The sequence below is a fragment of the Micromonospora sp. NPDC005413 genome (assembly GCF_040606435.1).
GTDB lineage: Bacteria > Actinomycetota > Actinomycetes > Mycobacteriales > Micromonosporaceae > Micromonospora.
In genome coordinates this window covers 19,072-34,521 of record NZ_JBEXEV010000039.1, presented here as the reverse complement: position 1 = coordinate 34,521, position 15,450 = coordinate 19,072, and the positions used below count along the sequence as shown (strand labels likewise).

General features: G+C 72.0%; 12 protein-coding genes and 1 pseudogene. 5 read left to right on the top strand and 8 right to left on the bottom strand.

The features are described from left to right. Nucleotides 1–50: 50 nt before the first annotated feature. Nucleotides 51–1,268 carry a threonine--tRNA ligase gene (thrS, locus tag ABZS37_RS28700; RefSeq protein ID WP_355174040.1) on the bottom strand — a complete coding sequence of 406 codons (1,218 nt, stop codon included), beginning with the start codon at nt 1,266–1,268 and terminating at the stop codon, nt 51–53. 517 nt (nt 1,269–1,785) lie between these two features. Between thrS and ABZS37_RS28695 the strand changes: the two genes are divergently transcribed. Together ABZS37_RS28695 and ABZS37_RS28690 are read left to right on the top strand one after the other, a co-directional pair. Further along, nucleotides 1,786–2,400: a DedA family protein gene (locus tag ABZS37_RS28695; protein WP_355174038.1), complete on the top strand. Its 615-nt coding sequence runs from the start codon at nt 1,786–1,788 to the stop codon at nt 2,398–2,400. Nucleotides 2,401–2,593: 193 nt separating this feature from the next. Next, nucleotides 2,594–3,163: pseudogene (locus tag ABZS37_RS28690) on the top strand (DUF998 domain-containing protein); the annotation flags it as partial. Between the two features lie 30 nt (nt 3,164–3,193). On the opposite strand, the gene ABZS37_RS28685 reads toward ABZS37_RS28690, so the two are convergent. Next, entirely contained in the window at nt 3,194–4,597 is a 1,404-nt protein-coding gene (locus ABZS37_RS28685) for an NAD(P)H-quinone dehydrogenase (protein ID WP_355174036.1), read from the bottom strand. A 106-nt stretch (nt 4,598–4,703) separates the two neighbouring features. Between ABZS37_RS28685 and ABZS37_RS28680 the strand changes: the two genes are divergently transcribed. Then, complete coding sequence (locus ABZS37_RS28680) at nt 4,704–5,159, top strand: gamma-glutamylcyclotransferase (RefSeq protein ID WP_355174034.1); 456 nt, start codon at nt 4,704–4,706, stop codon at nt 5,157–5,159. 75 nt (nt 5,160–5,234) lie between these two features. On the opposite strand, the gene ABZS37_RS28675 is transcribed toward ABZS37_RS28680, so the two are convergent. From ABZS37_RS28675 to ABZS37_RS28660, 4 genes are all read right to left on the bottom strand, one after another. Then, a complete protein-coding gene (locus tag ABZS37_RS28675; RefSeq protein ID WP_355174032.1) occupies nt 5,235–6,194 on the bottom strand; it encodes a GNAT family N-acetyltransferase in 960 nt (319 codons plus the stop codon). 60 nt (nt 6,195–6,254) lie between these two features. Continuing rightward, nucleotides 6,255–6,989 (bottom strand): hypothetical protein, encoded by a 735-nt coding sequence (locus ABZS37_RS28670; protein ID WP_355174030.1) that lies wholly within the window; start codon nt 6,987–6,989, stop codon nt 6,255–6,257. 104 nt (nt 6,990–7,093) lie between these two features. Next, nucleotides 7,094–8,077 carry a hypothetical protein gene (locus ABZS37_RS28665; protein WP_355174028.1) on the bottom strand — a complete coding sequence of 328 codons (984 nt, stop codon included), beginning with the start codon at nt 8,075–8,077 and terminating at the stop codon, nt 7,094–7,096. 4 nt (nt 8,078–8,081) lie between these two features. Continuing rightward, nucleotides 8,082–8,714, bottom strand: a complete 633-nt coding sequence (locus tag ABZS37_RS28660; protein WP_355174026.1) for an MBL fold metallo-hydrolase — start codon at nt 8,712–8,714, stop codon at nt 8,082–8,084. 93 nt (nt 8,715–8,807) lie between these two features. Here ABZS37_RS28660 and ABZS37_RS28655 point away from each other — a divergent pair, with 93 nt between their 5' ends. Further along, on the top strand, nt 8,808–9,797 hold the full coding sequence (locus ABZS37_RS28655; protein ID WP_355174024.1) for a DUF4349 domain-containing protein: 990 nt from the start codon (nt 8,808–8,810) through the stop codon (nt 9,795–9,797). Here ABZS37_RS28655 and ABZS37_RS28650 read toward each other — a convergent pair. Continuing rightward, nucleotides 9,754–11,013 (bottom strand): amidohydrolase, encoded by a 1,260-nt coding sequence (locus tag ABZS37_RS28650; RefSeq protein ID WP_355174022.1) that lies wholly within the window; start codon nt 11,011–11,013, stop codon nt 9,754–9,756. The genes ABZS37_RS28655 and ABZS37_RS28650 overlap by 44 nt on opposite strands. A gap of 580 nt (nt 11,014–11,593) precedes the next feature. After that, nucleotides 11,594–13,177: a methylmalonyl-CoA mutase family protein gene (locus ABZS37_RS28645; protein ID WP_355174020.1), complete on the bottom strand. Its 1,584-nt coding sequence runs from the start codon at nt 13,175–13,177 to the stop codon at nt 11,594–11,596. Between the two features lie 206 nt (nt 13,178–13,383). Here ABZS37_RS28645 and ABZS37_RS28640 point away from each other — a divergent pair, with 206 nt between their 5' ends. Next, complete coding sequence (locus ABZS37_RS28640) at nt 13,384–15,444, top strand: serine/threonine-protein kinase (protein WP_355174018.1); 2,061 nt, start codon at nt 13,384–13,386, stop codon at nt 15,442–15,444. Nucleotides 15,445–15,450 lie beyond the last annotated feature (6 nt).

Here is a 15,450-nt window from a genome sequence, read left to right as displayed (position 1 = left end):
TCGTGAATGGAGATCCACTCACAGCGATTCGCCCTAGATCGACGGGTGGGTCAGGCCCGGGGGAGCAGGGCGGACGCTCGGGCGGTGACCTGCTTGCTTATCAGGGTGAGCGCGGCGGTCGCGGGCATTTGGGGCAGGGTGCGGCCATCTCGGAGGCGCAGGGAGACTCCTCCGTCGGCTGCTTCTCGGGCGCCGAGCACCCCGAGGTACGGGACGCGGCGGCGGGCCGCGTCCCGTACCCGGGCGCCCAGCGAGCCGGCGACGTCGACCTCGACCCGCAGCCCGGCGTCGACGGCCCGCCGGGCCAGGTCGGCCGCCGCGCCGGCCTGCCCGTCGCCCAGCGGCAGCAACACCAGCTGGACGGGCGCGTACCAGGCCGGGAAGGCGCCCTCGTGCACTTCGATGAGGTACGCGAACAGCCGCTCCATGCTGCCGACCAGGCTGCGGTGCACCATGACCGGCCGACGTCGACTGCCGTCGGAGTCGGTGTACGACAGGTCGAACCGCTCCGGCTTGTCGAAGTCCAGTTGGATGGTGGAGATGGTCGACTCCCGGCCGGCCGCGTCAACGATCTGAATGTCGATCTTCGGGCCGTAGAACGCGGCCTCCCCCGGCGCCTCGACGTACTCCACGCCGGCGAGCGCTCCCCGGAGCAACTCCTCGGCGCGGGCCCACTGGGCGTCGTCGCCGACGTACTTCTCGCCCGGCCCGCGCAGCGACAGCCGGAACCCGGCCGGGCGGACGCCGAGCGCGGCGTGCGCGGCGCGGATCAGCCCGAGGATCTCCACGACCTCCTCGCCGACCTGGTCGGGGGCGCAGAAGGTGTGCGCGTCGTTGAGCGAGATGGCGCGGACCCGGGACAGCCCGCCGAGCACCCCGGAGCGCTCCGAGCGGTACATTCCGCCCAGCTCAGCGATCCGCAGCGGCAACTCCCGGTAGGAGCGGCCCCGGGCTCGGAAGACCAGCGCGTGATGCGGGCAGAGCGCCGGCCGGAGCACGAACTCGTCGTCGGCGCTCAGCCGCATCGGCGGGAACATGTCGTCGGCGAAGTAGCCGAGGTGCCCGGAGAGTTCGAACAGCTCGCGCTTTCCCAGCGGTGGCGAGTAGACGTGCTGGTGGCCGGAGCGACGCTCCAACTCTCGGACGTACTCCTCGACGGCGTGCCGGGCGGCGGCACCGGCCGGCAGCCAGATGGGCAGGCCGGCGCCCGCCAGCGGGTCAGAGACGAAAAGGTCCAGCTCACGGCCGAGCCTGCGGTGGTCGATCATGTCGCGCTCCTGGATCGGGTACGACCCGGAGGCGACCTGGACTCCGAACGCCGCGCGGCCCTCGGGGGCGGATCGCCCCGGGGCCTGGTCGACGGTGGTTACGTCAGAGCGGCACGCCGGGGACACCCGGCGTCGTGGTCATCACTACCGCGCTGCGCATGCGGCGACGCTACCCGTCGGGCGGTCACGGACGCACCCGGATTTGACGTGCTGGAGGAGGGGGCGGGCCGCCGGCGCGGGACCCGCCGGCGGCCCGGGGCGGCCCGAATCATCAGGAACGGGGGACCCGACGGGCTGGGCCGCGCCGACAACGGTACGCCGACGAACGCCGTTCCGCCGACCGTGACGGGGCGTCTGGGGCGACGGCCGAACCGTCACCCGGAAGCGGTTCGCCTCGTTGCACCTGCGTGGCCTGGCCGTGTCGACGGTCACGACGGGCCGGGGCTGTCCACGGTGACGCCGGACACGCCGTCAGGCTCAAGACACCCAATCGGCCGCATCCGGCGAGGTGGCAGGCGTGCCCGAACTACTGACTGACGTCGCATCGCCGACGTGGGCGTACCTGGTGCTGCTCATCCTGCTGATCGCCGACGCGTTCGTCCCGGTGATCCCCACCCAGATCGTCATGATCACCAGCGGTGCGCTCACCGTCTACGGTGGGCTCAGCCTGCCGGTCACCATCGCCGTCGGCGCACTCGGCGTGTTCGCCGGTGACCTGGCCTGCTACCTGCTCGGGCGGAGCGCACCAGACCGCCGGCTACCCCGGCACGCCGAACCGAGCCGGGCCCGGCGGGTGGCCAACCGGGTTACCCGAGGGCTCCGACAACCCGGGCCACTGGTCATCCTGCTCTGCCGGTTCGTGCCCGGCGGCCGAATGGCGGCCTGCTTCTCCGCCGGCCGCAGCCGCTACCCCTACCGGCTGTTCCTGCTCTACGAGACGATCGCCGCGCTGGGGTGGGCCACCTACGGCGCGCTGGTCGGGCACCTGGGCGGCACCGCGCTGACCGAGTCGGCGTGGCGGCTGGCCATCATCGCCACCGCCGCTGCGGCCGGCTTCGCCGCGGCCGGATGGGCCATGACCCTGGTCAGCGCCCGCCATGCCCGCGCCGCCGCCGATGTCCCCATCGACTGAGGCCGACCCAGCCGCGATCTTGCACTTGGTGTCCCGGCAAAAGGCGGCAAGGCACGCAGAACGGCGACCGCAAGTGCAAGATCGCGGAGAGGTTTGGGGCGTGGGGCGGCGCTGCCTCTAGGGGTGGTCCCGGGGGACGAATTGGGTGGCCGTTCCGGATCCGCCTCGGGTCCCTGCGGCGACAGGCTGAGGCATGCCTGGAACCCGGAGCACCGGTCTTTTGGCCCTCGGCGGGATCGCCCTGGCGGCGCTGCTCACCGTGATCGGCCACTTGGAAGTCAACGACGACCTCAACCCGTGGGCGCTGACCATCAGCGACTTCGCGGTCTCCGACCGGGGTGGCGTCATCGACATCGCCATGGTGGTGCTCGCGCTCGCCACCGTGGCGCTGCTGTACGGGCTGCGCCGCACCGGCCCACCCCGACCACGGTCCGGTCGGACGGCTGAGCTGCTGCTCGGCGCGTGGGTGGCCGGGCTGCTGCTGGCCGCGGTGGTGCCGACCAACGAGCCGGGCACCGCCATGACCACTGCCGCCTACCTGCACCGGTACGCCTCAGTGGTCGCCTTCCTGGCGCTCCCGGTCGGCGGCTGGTTGCTCGCCCGCCGACCCGACCTGGCCCCCGCCGCCCGGACGCTCCGGACCCTCGTTCTGCTCAGTCTGGCCCTGGCCGCGGCGATGGTCTGGTCCGCCTACCCCGGCGACCGCCTGCTGCTCGGCCTGGCCGAACGGCTCCTCATCCTCACCGAGGTCGCCGTCCTCGCCACCGTCGCGATAGCCCAAACCCGGGGCCAGTTACTCCAACTCGTGGAGCATGAGCTGGCGGGCCGCCTCGGTGATCGAGCCGGAGAGGCTCGGGTAGATGGTGATGGTCTGCGCCAGCTCGTTGACGGTCAGGTTGTTCTCCACCGCCATGGTGATGGGCAGGATCAGCTCGCTGGCCTTCGGGGCGACCACCACACCGCCGATCACCTGACCACTGGCGGGCCGGCAGAACAGCTTCACGAAACCGTCGGAGAGGTCGTCCATCTTGGCCCGGGCGTTGCCGGACAGCGGCAGCATCACCTGCCGGGCCGGCACCTTGCCGGCGTCCACCTCGTCCTGTGAGACACCCACGGTGGCCAGCTCCGGGTCGGTGAAGACGTTCGCCGCGACGGTCCGCAACCGCAGCGGGCGGACCGCCTCGCCGAGGGCGTGCCACATCGCGATCCGACCCTGCATGGCGGCGACACTGGCCAGCAGCAGCACGCCGGTGCAGTCACCGGCGGCGTAGATGCCGGGCACGTTGGTCCGGGAGACCCGGTCGACGGTCACGTAGCCGCCCCGGCCCAGCGCCACGCCGTACTCGGTGAGGCCCAGGTTGGCCGTGTTCGGGATCGACCCGACCGCGATCAGCGCGTGCGAGCCGGTGACCTTGCGGCCGTCGGACAGCTCCACCTCGACGCCATCGGCGGTACGCAGAACCGTGTCGGCCCGGGAGTTGTTGAGGATCTCCATGCCCCGGTTGCGGAACACCCGCTCGATGGCGGACGCCGCGTCGGCGTCCTCGTGCGGCATCACCCGGTCCCGACTGGAGACCAGGGTGACCTTCACACCCATCGCCAGGTACGCGCTGGCGAACTCCGCGCCGGTCACACCGGAGCCGACCACGATCAGATGCTCGGGCAGCTCGGGCAGGTCGTACACCTGGCGCCAGGTCAGGATGCGCTCACCGTCCGGCACGGCGGTCGGCAACTGCCGGGGCGTCGAGCCGGTGGCCACCAGCACGCTGGACGCGGCGATCGAGTATTCCTCGCTGCCGTCGGCGGGGGTGACGACCACCCGGTGGGTGTGCCCGAGGGCGTCCTCACCGAGGCGGGCGGTGCCGGCCACGAAGGTGACCCCGGCCTTGAGCAGCTTGGCGTGGATGTCGGCGGACTGCGCCAGCGCCAGCCGCTTGACCCGCTCGTGCACCGCCCGCGCGTCGACGGTGACCGCCTCCAGGCCGTCCGAGTGCACCCCGAACTCCTCGGTGTCCCGGTAGCCGGTGACCACCTGCGAGCTGGCGATGAAGGTCTTCGACGGCACGCAGTCGGAGAGCACGCAGGCCCCGCCCGCCCCGTCGGCCTCCACCACGGTGACATCGGCGTCCAGCTGGGCGGCGACCAGGGCCGCCTCGTACCCGGCCGGCCCTCCACCGATGATCACGATTTGGCTCACAGCGTTCGCCCTTCATTCATGCTCACAGTGACTTTCTTCTCCTGAGCGCATTCGACACGCACTGTCGTATTCTCCCCCACCCGTCGGTCGGGCTATCGTCATCGCCGTGCGTCATCACGCCGCCTACGGCTCAAATCTCGACCCTGCCCGGATGCGCGCCTACTGTCCGCATTCGCCGATGGTGGGCACCGGCTGGCTGGAGGGCTGGCGGCTGACCTTCGCCGGGGCGGACGTGATCGGCTGGGAGGGCGCGGTGAGCACCCTGGTCGAGTCTCCCGGTGACCGGGTCTTCGTGGCGCTCTACGACATCCACCCGTACGACGCGGACCAGCTCGACGAGCTCGAGGGCGTGACCGCCGGGACGTACCGCAAGCTGCACGTCCGGGTCTCCACCCTCGACGGCGACGTGACCGCGTGGATCTACGTCTTCAACGGGTACGAGGGTGGCCTGCCGACCTCGTGGTACCTCTCGGAGATCGCGACCGCCGCCGAGAAGGCGGGCGCTCCGGACGACTACGTCACCGAGCTGCGGGCCCGCCCCACCGGCACCGCGTCGGCGTAGCAGCGCGTATCGCACGTCTGCAGTCTGCTACCGCCGTCGACCGGACCGGCGGTCGGGCCCGGCCGGGGTCGTCAATCACACACCGGCGGCCGGGACGGAAAGTTCGTACATGTCGGTCCACCGGGTCTCCCGCAGGCCCACAGACCGGTAGAGCGACAGCGGGGCGGTCGGGTTGGTGAGGTCGACGCCCAGGCCGGCCGAGAGCCGCCCCTTCTCGGCGTAGCGGGCGAAGGCGCGGCGCAGCAGCGCCGCACCCACACCCCGTCGGCGGTACGCGGACAGCACCGCCAGGTTCTTCACGAAGCCCTCCTGCTGGTCGAGCGCCTGATCCGAGGACTGCAACGCGCCTGCGGGCACCCCGTCCACCTCGGCGACGAACCACTCGTCCCAGGCGGTCAGGTCGCCGATGCGGGCCCGCCACCGCTCGTACGACAGCGGCTCGTGGTCCGGGGTGTCACCGAAGGCGGTCTCGTAGATCCGGTGGAACTCCCGCAGGTCGGCCTCGTCGTCCGGGCGGACCGGCCGCACCGTCACACCGGGCGGCCCAGCGGGCTCGTCGGGCAGGTCGGCCAGCGGGCGGCTCATCCGGACGTACCGCTTGGCCAGGGTGAACCCGACGGCGCGCAGGGCGCGGTCCCAGTCGCGTTCTGGCGCGAAGACCGCGCAGCGGACGGTGAGCGCCGGCAGCCCTCGCTCGGCGGCGCGCTCGGCGACCCGGTCCAGTTGTCGGGCCAACAGCGGCGCCCGGACGGTGGCGGCGCGTTCCGGGTCGACGTAGACCTCCACGAAATCCCGGCCCACCCCGGTCGGGTTGTCCATCGTCGCCCAGCCGACCACGCTGCCATCCGGGTCGACCGCCAGCCAGGAGTCCCGGGTCGGGTCGAAGTAGGGGGCGGTCAGCGACGTCGCGACGTCCTCGGCGTCGAAGTCGGGATGGCCGATGGCGAAGGTGTCGGCGGCGTGCACCACCGCGAGGATCGCCGGCACGTCGTCGAGGGTGGGCCTGCGCGTTGTCCAACCAGCGGGAAGAGTCACGGCAGAAGATCCTGGCAGCCGGCCGCCGCAGGCGCCGCCCATTTTCGACGGCCGGGGCGCTCAGGCGAGGTCGGCCCGGGTGCGGTGCAGCAACTCCACCAGCTCGGCGCCGTCGGCGGGGCCGAGGGCCGTGAACGCCGGCGCGGCCAGACGGTTGGTCACCGCCTCCGCCCAGAGCCGCCGCCGCACCAGCGGCCCGATCGGCGGGTACGGCGGTGGCCAGCCGCAGGCCACCGCCCCGGCCTCCCCCTCCGGCCCGGACAGCACGGCCTCCAGCGGGGTCATCCCGGCGGCGCGTACCGCCAACAGGTAGGCGCCGGTGAAGTGTTCGCGGAGCAGCCGCAGCCCGGCGGCGCTCCGGGCCCCCGGGGAGAGATCCGGCAGCGGCATGGCACGCCACGCGGCGAAGAGCGGCATCCCGCTGGCGTCCGCCGCCGCCACCGCCCGCTCGACGAGCGCCGCCAGTCGCTCGGTGGTGGGCAGGGCGCCGAGCCGCTGCGATCCCCATCGGCAGCACTCGGCGAGGCTCGCGGCGGCCACCTCGAACGGCGGGACGATCCGGGTTGCGGCGTCCCAACCGTCGGCGACCGCGTCCGGGGCTATGAAACCGAGGGCGGCGGCGGCTGTTTCGGCCCGCACATCGCCGAGCGCGCCGGCCCGGCCACTGATGTAGAAGGCCCAGCCGGAGATGCCGAGCAGCCGGGCCCGGCGCAACGTGGTCGGGTCCCGGCTGAACGCGTCGCCCAGGTCGAGCACGACGGGCTTGCTGGCGGCGGCGACCTGCTCCGGCGTCATTCGAGCGCCACCCGCGGGCAACCCGACCCGTCGACCACGACGACGCCCCGATCCGGGGTCACCCGCCGTGGACGGCCCGCACACTCGACGTCGTCCATCGATGGTCAGTCTGCCGCGCCACCACCCATGTCCGCATCCCCCTCTTCGGCCGCCAGCGCCTCGACCGCCGCCTCGACCTCACCCGCGCGCCGCCGAGCCACGGTGACCGCACGCTCGGCGGCACGCCGAGCGAGCTTGGCCCGACTGAGATCCTGCTCGGCGACCGCCCGCCGCCGCTCCAGCTCGGCCAGCTCAGTCTCGATCCCGTCGAGTACGGCGACACCGTCCCGCTCCTGCCCGGTCGCCTCGGTCAGCTCGGCCTCAGCGCGCTCCTGGCCAGCCTGGGCCTTGGTCAGCTCCCGCTCCAACGCGCGGCGCTGCCGGGCCCGCTCGGCGCGGGCCGCTCGTTGCGCGGTCCGCTCGGCCTGCTCGGCGCGTTCCGCCGCCCGGTCCGTGCGGGGCGCCGCCTCGGGACGCCCTCGCTGGGCACCGGGTCGGCCGGTCGGACGTTCCTCCTCCGGCTCCTCGTCATTGCCGGTGACCAGCCGCAGCTGTGGCCGGGGCACCTCGCCGAAGCCGGCGTAGCTGGTCGCCCGGAGCAGGCGGCCCGCCCGGACCTGCTCGGCGACCTCGACGTCGGAGAACGCCGCGTTCAGGGTCGCCTCCACCTCGGCCAGTGGCAGCCGACCGGCCGGCGGCGCGTCCGGCTCCGCCGCGGCGAGCTTGCGGACCTCGGCGACCAGGGCGGCGACCACCGCCCGGCGCTGCGCGGACAGCTCCCGCAGCCGGGGGCCACGCAGCTCCCGCTGGGCGGCCCGCAACGCATCGGCGAGCTGGACCAGGTCGGCGACCAGCTCAGGACGGCGGATGGCGAGCAGGTTCACCAGCCAGGCGGCCACCGTCGGGCGACGCAGCCGGGCCAGCTGCCGGGCGGTGGTCGGGTCGCCGCCACGGCGAGCCTCGGCCACGGCGGCGTCCCGGGCGGCCACGAACCGGTCCGGTGGGGTGCGGTAGAGCTGCTGCACCAGCTCCGCTGAGGGGCCGGGCATGGTTTCAGACGTCCACCCGGCTACCGGGCTCCAGTCGCTGGTATTCGGTGCCGGACAACGCGGTGTACTGCCGGTCGAGCACACCCAACCCGTTGTCGTTGAGCAGGGCGTCGTGCAGGGCGTACGCGCGCCGCGGTGCGACCGCCCGAATGAAGTCGACGACCTCGGAGAACTTCGACCAGGGGGCGTGGATCGGCGCGAAGAGCGTGTCGACGGGTGTCTCGTCGGGCACCACCAGGGCGTCCCCGGGGTGGTAGACCACGTCGTTGATCAGGTAGCCGAGGTTGTCCACCACCGGAATGTCCGGGTGGATCACCGCGTGTCGCCCCCCGTACGCGCGGACGGCGACCCCGGCGGCGGTGAACGACTCACCGACGGTGACCGGGCGCAACACCTCGGCCACGTCGCCCAGGACACCGGCGAGCGAGGCCGGCCCGTGGATCGGGAACGGCTGCCGGTCGAGCTGCAGGCGCACCGCCGCCAGGTCCAGGTGGTCGGGGTGTTCGTGGGTGATCAGCACCGCGTCCGCACCGTCCAAGGCCACCGCCGGGTCGCTGAACACCCCGGGGTCGACGACGAGCACTCCCCCGTCGTGTTCCACCCGGAGGCAGGAGTGCGCGTACTTGGTGAGCCGCATCGTGACTCCTCGATTATCGAATCGTGACGTCCTCAGCGCAGTCTGCCGGAACCAGCCGACGCGCGCGCCGCGTCCGAGCTATCGCCACACCGGATGACGACGATGGGAGCGGGGATGGACGAACGGGCGGTACGACGCCGCGGCACACTGCTGGCGGCGACAGCATTGGTGGCCGCGCTGGTCTTGACGGGGTGCGGGGCCGGCGACAGTGGGTCGAGGGACTCTGCGGGGTCGGCGGCCGACGCCCCTGCGGCGAACGGCGGCGGTGCGGACAGGGACACTGCGGTGGGAGCACCCGAGGCGGCCGGAGCCGGGGCACCGCAGGAGGGCAAAGCCGCAGCACCGGACCTGCGGATCGACCAGCGGGCGATCATCTACACCGGATCGATGCGGGTGCAGGTGGACGATGTGGACGCCGCCGCCCGCGAGGTGACCGCCCTGGTCACCCGGGCCGGTGGCTTCATCGGCGGTGACCAGCGGCGCAGTGCCGAGGCCGACGCGGTGGCGGAGTTGCAGCTGCGGGTGCCGGCGGCGAAGTTCACCGGCGTGGTGGACGAGGTCGCGAAGCTCGGCCGGCAGCAGAGCCGGGAGATCAACACCCAGGACGCCACAGAGGAGATCGTCGACCTCGACGCGCGCATCGTCAGTCAGCGGGCCAGGGTGGAGAGTGCCCGGCGGCTACTGTCCCGTGCCACCTCGATCGCCGACCTCGTGTCGTTGGAGAACGAGCTGGGTCGCCGCGAGGCTGATCTGGCATCGCTGGAGGCCAAGAAGCGGCGGCTGGCCGACCTGACCGCCCTCTCCACGATCACCGTGTCGCTGGCCGGGCCGGCGGCGAAGATCGCCTCCGACGACACGACCGAGACCGGGTTCATGGCCGGACTGAAGGGCAGCTGGAAGGCGTTCGTCGCCTCGTTGACCGTCCTGCTCACGGTGCTGGGGGCGCTGCTGCCGTGGCTGGTGGCGTTCGGCGTACCGGTGGCGGTGCTGCTGCTGGTGCTGCGCCGGCGGCGCAAGACCCCGGCCCTGGTCGCCCCGGTCAGCGCACCGACGCCAGTGCCCGCAGCGCGGTCTGCACCATGACGCGTACGCCGGCCGGGATGGCCCGCTCGTCGACGTCGAAGCTTGCGCGGTGCAGGTCGACGTTGGGGCCGGAGCGACCCACGCCGAGCCGGGCGAGGGCGCCGGGGACGTACTCCAGGTACCAGGAGAAGTCCTCACCGCCCATGCTCTGCGGTGTCTCGGCGATCCCTTCCGGGCCGAGCGCGGCAGCGGTGGCGGCGGTCAGCACCTGGATGGCCCGGGAGTCGTTGCACACCGGCGGTCGGCCGCGCAGATATTCCAGGTCGACGGTGGCGCCGGTCGGGGCGATCACATCCCGGACCACCTGAGCGACGATCTTGGGAGCTTTCTCCCAGGTGTCGCGGTCCATCACCCGCAGGGTGCCCGAGGCGCTCGCCTCGGAGGGGATGACGTTGTAGCGGGTGCCGGCCGAAGCGTGGCCGAAGACCAGCAGCAGGCCGCTGTTGGCCGGCACCCGGCGGCTGACCAGGGCGGGCACCTCGGTGATCAGCCGGCCGAGCGCGTCGACCAGGTCGACGGTCAGGTGCGGACGGGCGGTGTGCCCGCCCGGGCCGGAGAGCCGGACGGTGACGTTGTCGGCGGCCGCCGTGATCGGGCCGACCCGCAGGCCGACCTGGCCCACCGGCAGGTTCGGGTCGCAGTGCAGCGCGAAGATCTGCACCACGTCGTCCAGGCCGCCTGCCTCGATGACCTCGAGCGACCCGCAGGGCAGGATCTCCTCGGCCGGCTGGAAGATGAGCCGGACCCGCCCATCCAGCTCACCGAGGTCGGCGAGCTGGGCCAGCAGCATGCCGACGCCGAGCAGGATCGAGGTGTGCACGTCGTGCCCGCAGGCGTGGCAGACGCCCTCCACGGTTGACCGGTAGGGCACGTCCTTGGGGTCGTCGAGCGGCAGGGCGTCGATGTCGGCGCGCAGCGCGACCACCGGGCCGTCCGGCCTGCCGTTGACGTCACAGATCACACCATTGCCCTTGGGCAGCAGGCGCGGGTTCAGCCCGGCCAGCGAAAGCTCCCGGGCGATCAGTGCGGCCGTCTCGAACTCGTTGCCCGAGAGCTCAGGGTGCGAGTGGAGGTGACGGCGCGTGGCGATCAGCCCCGGTACCCGGAGCGCGAGGAGGTGGTCCAGATCGCGGGGCAGGGGCTGGGACCCGGGTGGCGTCTCCAGCCAGGACGACGCCAGCTGGCCATCTGGGGGCAGCGTCAACGCACTCGTCACGTCGAATTCTCGATTACTAGAGATGGATGGATCATCGGGGACAGCAGACAGCCTAGACCTCCGGCGGTGACGCTGCGCAACCTCGTTACGGTAATGATCAGACCGCGAAGCGTCACGTATGCCCTGCTGGGGGCGCTCGGAGATGTGTGGGACAGCAGGTAGATCGCGGTCGAAGGCCGTCATCCGCCCCTCACCTCCTACAACGCGTAACCGATTGCGGCGGTCACGAATCCCGGCGCCACTAGCGGGCCCTTGTTGCGAATTGTCGCATTAGTCGGGGTGATGAACTGACACTCCGACAATTAGCCGACCGCACTCCGCAACGAGCCGGATAACGACGCTCACATGTACGCCCCCACCACGAGCGCACACGGTGTGCGTCCGCGTACAACGCCGGGTTACCCGCTCTGCCCCGGGGACACACCGCGTCCCCGCGCCAGCGCCACGCGAGCGCCTGCCTGCCTGCCTGCCTGCCTGCCCCGAGAAGCCTTATGACGCTGAGGCATATTTATGCCTCAGCGTCATCACGCTCATATCGGTGACCGGGAGCCCTGGAGAAGCACGGCCCGGTGCCGGTGACTCAGAAGCGATCGGTGGGCCGGTACAGACCCCACACCTCGCGCAGCGTCCCGCAGACCTCACCCACGGTGGCCCGGGCACGCAGCGCCTCCTTCATCGGGTACAGCACGTTGTCCGTGCCGTCGGCGGCCGCCCGCAGGTCGGCGAGTGCCCGCGCCACCGCGTCGGCGTCCCGCTCGGAGCGCAGCCGCGCCAGCCGGTCGGCCTGGGCCGCCTCGATCGTCGGGTCGACCCGCAGCGGCTCGTACGGCTCCTCCTCGTCCACGGTGAAACGGTTGAGCCCGACCACCACCCGCTCACCCGAGTCGATCTCCTGGGCGATCCGGTACGCGGACTGCTCGATCTCCCGCTTCTGGAACCCGGCCTCGATGGCGTCCACCGCCGAGCCGTGGTCGGCCACCCGCTCCATCAACTCGACGGCGGCGGCCTCGATCTCGGCGGTCATCGCCTCCACCACGTAGGAGCCGGCGAACGGGTCGACTGTGGCGGTCAGGTCCGTCTCGTACGCCAGCACCTGCTGCGTCCGCAGCGCAAGCCGGGCCGCCTTCTCGGTGGGCAGCGCGATCGCCTCGTCGAAGCTGTTGGTGTGCAGCGACTGGGTGCCGCCGAGGACCGCGCCCAACCCCTGTACGGCCACCCGGACCAGGTTCACCTCCGGCTGCTGGGCGGTGAGCTGCACGCCCGCGGTCTGGGTGTGGAAACGCAGCATCATCGACTTCGGATCCTTGGCGCCGAATTCGTCGCGCATCAGCCGGGCCCAGATCCGCCGGGCGGCGCGGAACTTCGCCACCTCCTCCAGCAGCGTGGTGCGGGCCACAAAGAAGAACGACAGCCGGGGCGCGAAGTCATCCACGGCGAGCCCGGCGGCCAGCGCCGCCCGCACGTACTCCACGCCGTTGGCCAGGGTGAACGCGATCTCCTGCGTGGGCGTCGCGCCGGCCTCGGCCATGTGGTAGCCGGAGATGGAGATCGTGTTCCACTTCGGCACCTCCTTGCGGCAGTACGCGAACGTGTCGGCCACCAGGCGCAGCGACGGCTTCGGGGGGAAGATGTACGTCCCCCGGGCGATGTACTCCTTGAGGATGTCGTTCTGGATCGTGCCGTTGAGCGCCGCGCCGGGCACCCCGTTCTCCTCGGCGACGAGCTGGTAGAGCAGCAGCAGCACCGAGCCGGGCGCGTTGATGGTCATCGAGGTGGAGACCTTGTCCAGCGGGATGTCGGCGAAGAGCAGCCGCATGTCGTCGATGGAGTCGATGGCGACGCCCACCTTGCCGACCTCACCGTGCGCGATCGGCTCGTCGGAGTCGTAGCCCATCTGGGTCGGCAGGTCGAAGGCGACCGAGAGGCCCATCGTGCCGGCCCGCAACAACTGGTGGTACCGCGCGTTGGACTCGGCGGCGGTGCCGAAGCCGGCGTACTGGCGCATGGTCCACGGGCGGGAGGTGTACATCGTGGGGTAGACCCCTCGGGCGTACGGGAACTCGCCTGGGCCGCCCAGCCGGGAGTCCAGATCCTCCGGAAGGTCGTCCGCCGTGTAGACGCCGTTGATCGGGAAACCGGACTCGCTTGACCGCCGTTCGTTCATCCCCGGATGGTAAGACGCCTGGCCACGTCGTCGGGTGAGGGATACCGCACAGTGCGTCCCGACCCGTCGACAAGAGGTGAACGACAGGGCACGTTCTGTCGACTTCGATAAACGTCCGTCGCGTCGGCTTTCGCATCGGGCGTCGGAACCAGCAAGATAGGGGGGTTGTGTCCCAGCCCCCCTCGATTTCCCCCGGTGGCTTTTCTGTGACTCAGATCCCGACGTGGAGCGGCGGACCAGTTAGTCCCGCCAACGGACGAGCAGCGCCCGGCACCACCATTGGTGGCCGGTACTCGCTGCGGTCCTCGGTGGGCAACGGCGGCATGGGCACGGTGTGGCGCGCCACAGACACACTGCTGCGCCGCGATGTGGCGGTGAAGGAGGTCGTCCTACCTCCGGGGCTGGCCCCCAGCGACCGTGACGCGATGTACGAACGCACCCTGCGCGAGGCCCGCGCCGCCGCCGCCATCCAGCATCCCGCCGTGGTGCAGGTGTACGACGTGGTCACCGAGGCTGGCCGGCCGTGGATCGTGATGGAGCTGCTGGACGCCCGCAGCCTCGCCGACATGGTGATCGAGGACGGGCCGGTCGCGCCCCGCGCCGTCGCCAAGATCGGCATCGCGCTGCTCGGCGCGTTGGAGGTCGCGCACGCGATCGGCGTGCTGCACCGCGACGTCAAGCCCGCCAACGTGCTGATCTGCACCGACGGGCGCTGCGTGCTGACCGACTTCGGGGTCGCCCGGATGCCCACCGACGTGCAGCTCACCACCCCCGGCATGGTGCTCGGCTCGCCGCACTTCATCTCGCCCGAGCGGGCCATGGGTCAGGAGTTCGGCCCGCCGAGCGACCTCTTCTCGCTGGGTGTGACGCTCTACACCGCGGTCGAGGGGCGGCCTCCGTTCGACAAGGGCGACCCGATCGAGACCATGCACGCCGTGGTCGAGGACCCGCCCGCCCCGCCGCAGCGCAGCGGCCCGCTGACCCGCGTGCTGATGGGTCTGCTGGAGAAGGACCCGGCCCGCCGGCTGGACGTGCACACCTCCCGGGCCATGCTGCGCGAGCTGCTCGCCGGCCCGCTCGGCAGCACCGCGACGGCTGTGCACTCGATCACCGACCCGTACGCCGTGGTGCCGGTGCAGCAACGCCCGGTGCCCGTCCTCCCGCCGGCCCAGCCCGAGCCGAAGCCGGACAGCCAGATCGGTGGCCCGGCGATGATCGGCCCGGGTGAGTCCCTGACCGACCGGCTGGCCGCGCTGCGCCGAGGCGAACGCCCGCAGCCGGCTGGCACGGCCGGCGCCACCGGGCTCGACGAGACCAGCGCCGACGCGTTGGCCGGCCCTCTGCACACACCCACCGGCGCGATGCCCGCACCCGGCCGACCGGCCGCCGGGCGCACCTACGGCGGCAACGCGGACGCCACCCAGCGGGTGGACGCCGGCGGGCACCCGGATGCGACCCAGCGGGTCAGCTACGGCAGTCCTGCCGATGCCACCCAGCAGGTCGGCTACGGCGGCGCACCGGAGGCCACCCAGCGGATCGGCGGCACCTACGGCGGGGGCAACCAGTGGTCGGTGCCCGGCACCGGCCAGCCCTGGGCCGCCGCGCCCGCTGCTTCGGGAGGCGGCGCTCTGGGCAAGGTTCGCGCCACCGGTGGTCAGCTCGTCAGCACGGTCAAGGGCTGGCCACGCAAGGTGCAGCTCGCCGCAGCCGGCGGGCTGGTCGTGGTGCTGCTCCTCACCGTGGTGGCGCTGTCCGGCGGCGACGACCCCGGGCCGAGCACCCCGCAGGCGCAGCCCACCCCGTCCGCCCCGGCGGCTCCCGCAGTCGAGATGCAGGAGCACGCGGCCCGCGGGATCCAGGTCATGGTGCCGAAGGGCTGGAAGAAGGCCACCGGCGGCTCGTACACCGACTACATCGACCCGGAGGACAGCGGCCGCAAGGTCCGCATCATCACCGAGAAGTGGTCCAGCAGCTCCACCCGGTGGGCGGAGACGGCCGAGAACGGTCTCAAGACCAGGAGCACCTCCTGCGTCAAGCCGTACAGCCAGATCTCCTCCACCGAAACCGAGCTGGCCAGCAAGCCGGCCGCCGAATTCGAGTACACCTGCGGCGAGGGTGACGCCATGCGGCACGGCGTCTGGCGTGGCGTGGCGCAGGACGGCAAGGCGTACTCGTTCTACCTCACCGCCACGGACACCAAGTTCGCCGAGAGCAAGTCGATCTTCGACGAGATGGTGCGGACGTTCCAGCTCACCGGAGACGGCTGAGCCGGA